We start from the raw sequence: 2,087 nt of genomic DNA on the forward strand, positions 1-2,087 counted from the left end.
GCAAAGCCGCTGTATACCTGCGCAGGCTTTAGACGGCCAATGGTTTCCAGAACGAATTTTCGCCACGCATCCTTGTTGTCCAGCCACCATTGCCAACGGTAATAGAACTGAATGGAAGAGAAATTGCATTCCGCGGTGTAGTTCCGCTTTCTCCAAAGGTAGGCGGCATGCGTAGGAGTGCTTTGCGAGTTCTTTTCATCAGTAAAGCCGACCGTGAACGATTTATCGGGACGGAATTTTCGCGCCCATTCGCGTATATCGCCCAGCCTCTTGGAGCCATAGGGATGAGGACGTTCAGAGGTGGGGTGCGTTGCAACGGTGTAGGGGCGGCCAAGAAGCGTTTCGAAGGCTTCGTGGATCTCGATCATATCCAGTGTTGTCCGAAACAAATGCTCGGGATCGTAGGTGAAGTAGAAGGTCAGATACGGCGTGACAGCAAGTTCGAACGCGCCGAGATCGATGGCGGTATTGGGCCACCGCTTCAGGTCGGTCACCATGCCGGAAACGTCGTCATCGTCCAACAGCCTCTCGCTTGTGCTCATTTCGTTTTCCTTGGTGAGCCTCCTTGGCCCGGTTTCACAGTGGAAGGTTTGAATCCCGTGCAATCTTCTGGTACGCGAAGTAGCGCTACTTTTTTGTTGTCTTCACCCATTAATAAGACGTAGTCCTCAAGCTGATCCCGCTTCACCCAATCATTGGGAAACTTGATTTCCACGGCCGCGAATACATTCCCGACGTCAAACGGCTGCTGCCGATACTCCACAATGACCAGATCCGGTGCCAGGCTTCCTTTAGGCCGAGGCCAAAAAGGGAAGAACTCGCTGATGCGCTTCGGGCGTGTGGAGGGATCTCCCAGCATCGGCATGTAGGAGATGCCGTCGTAGTTTGGCTCCGCCTTCAACGGGCTCTGCCAGGCCAACAAGTCATCCACCACTTCAAACACCAGGGACGCGGTGGTCTGCTTCAACGCGATATCGATCGTCGTTTCGATGACTTCACCGGGGATCTTCTTGCGGATGCGCCTGGGGACTTTCAGCGGCGACTTCAGCGCCCATTGGCACACCGTACTGATGACGGGGCGAAATGGAATTTTGCGTTCGATGTATTGCTGGTACGTCACGTTTTCCTTGCGCCCACGCGATACCGTGCTGTTGCCGCCGGTGCGTACGAAGGTAGAGCTTTTGATGTCGATCTCTTTCGTCATGCCTTCGATGATGTCTTTCAGAAGGGCTTGGACTTCCTTCTTGCGTTCGCTGATCTGCGCCAGGGTTTCGGCTGTCTCGATGGCGGTTTGGGCGGCTTCATGGGCGGCGTAGGCGCGATAGGCCCGATAGCCCCAGACGAGGGCGGCGGCTGCGGCGGGGGCGGCCATGGCTGTTCTCCTAACGCAAAAACGTGAGTAGTACCCAGGTCACTTCCCGACCGTTCACCTGGGGCATCGTCACTTGGTAGGCGAAGGTCTGCGGACCTGTCGGAAGTTCTTGGCAAGTCCAGGAGCCTGGGTAGGGGCAGGGTTCTCCCGAGCGCACGCGGGCACCGGCGCTGGCGCTTGGGGCGGCCTCGTGCATCCAGTGCCAGGTGATCGCTTCACCCTTGTACGCCGGCAGCGCTTCATGCTTGGCGACTACGCACAACACTTCGCCCTTGTCGTCGCCTCGCCACTGCCCCGCGCGCGGCGCAAGCTGGCCCGTTTCGGCGCAGCGTGCAGGTTCGGGTTCGGGGGCACTTTGATCAATGTCGCGCTGCCAGATGACGCGGCCGCGCGACGGGTCTTGGTGTATGGGTGGGGCGAGCTCGCCAGCGTTAAAGTGACGACGCGAGCCGGTTTTTGCTAGCGTGTACCACCAGCCGGATGAAGGAATTTCTTCGCCCACGACAACATGGGTGGGCGTGGGTTCTGTGGGTGGGCCGCCGGGTGTACGGCCTCGAATGGCTGGCGTAGGCCAATCGCTGTCGTCGTCAAACCGGGCCAGCCAGCGCTGCGTATCACGGCGGTCAAAGCGCTCATTTGGGTCGCCATCCCATTCGCCAGAGCCGACCAGGTCCAATTGCGGATGGCGAATGCGGCGCAGCAGTCGGTTGAGCAG

Annotated in this window: 2 protein-coding genes and 1 pseudogene; all 3 read right to left on the minus strand. The window is 58.6% G+C overall.

Annotated elements, in window-relative coordinates:
* The coding region (locus tag WBR68_RS31180; RefSeq protein ID WP_230696243.1) for a hypothetical protein at nt 1-542 on the minus strand (542 nt) is incomplete at its 3' end.
* The gene (locus WBR68_RS31185; protein WP_230696244.1) at nt 539-1,372 is read right to left on the minus strand and encodes a VRR-NUC domain-containing protein; all 834 of its coding nucleotides are present in this window, start codon (nt 1,370-1,372) and stop codon (nt 539-541) included. The genes WBR68_RS31185 and WBR68_RS31180, both read right to left, overlap by 4 nt.
* Before the next feature lie 10 nt (nt 1,373-1,382).
* Nucleotides 1,383-2,087: pseudogene (locus WBR68_RS31190) on the minus strand (hypothetical protein); the annotation flags it as partial.

Source organism: Achromobacter sp. JD-1, from assembly GCF_038594925.1.
Taxonomy (GTDB): Bacteria; Pseudomonadota; Gammaproteobacteria; order Burkholderiales; family Burkholderiaceae_B; genus Achromobacter; species Achromobacter spanius_C.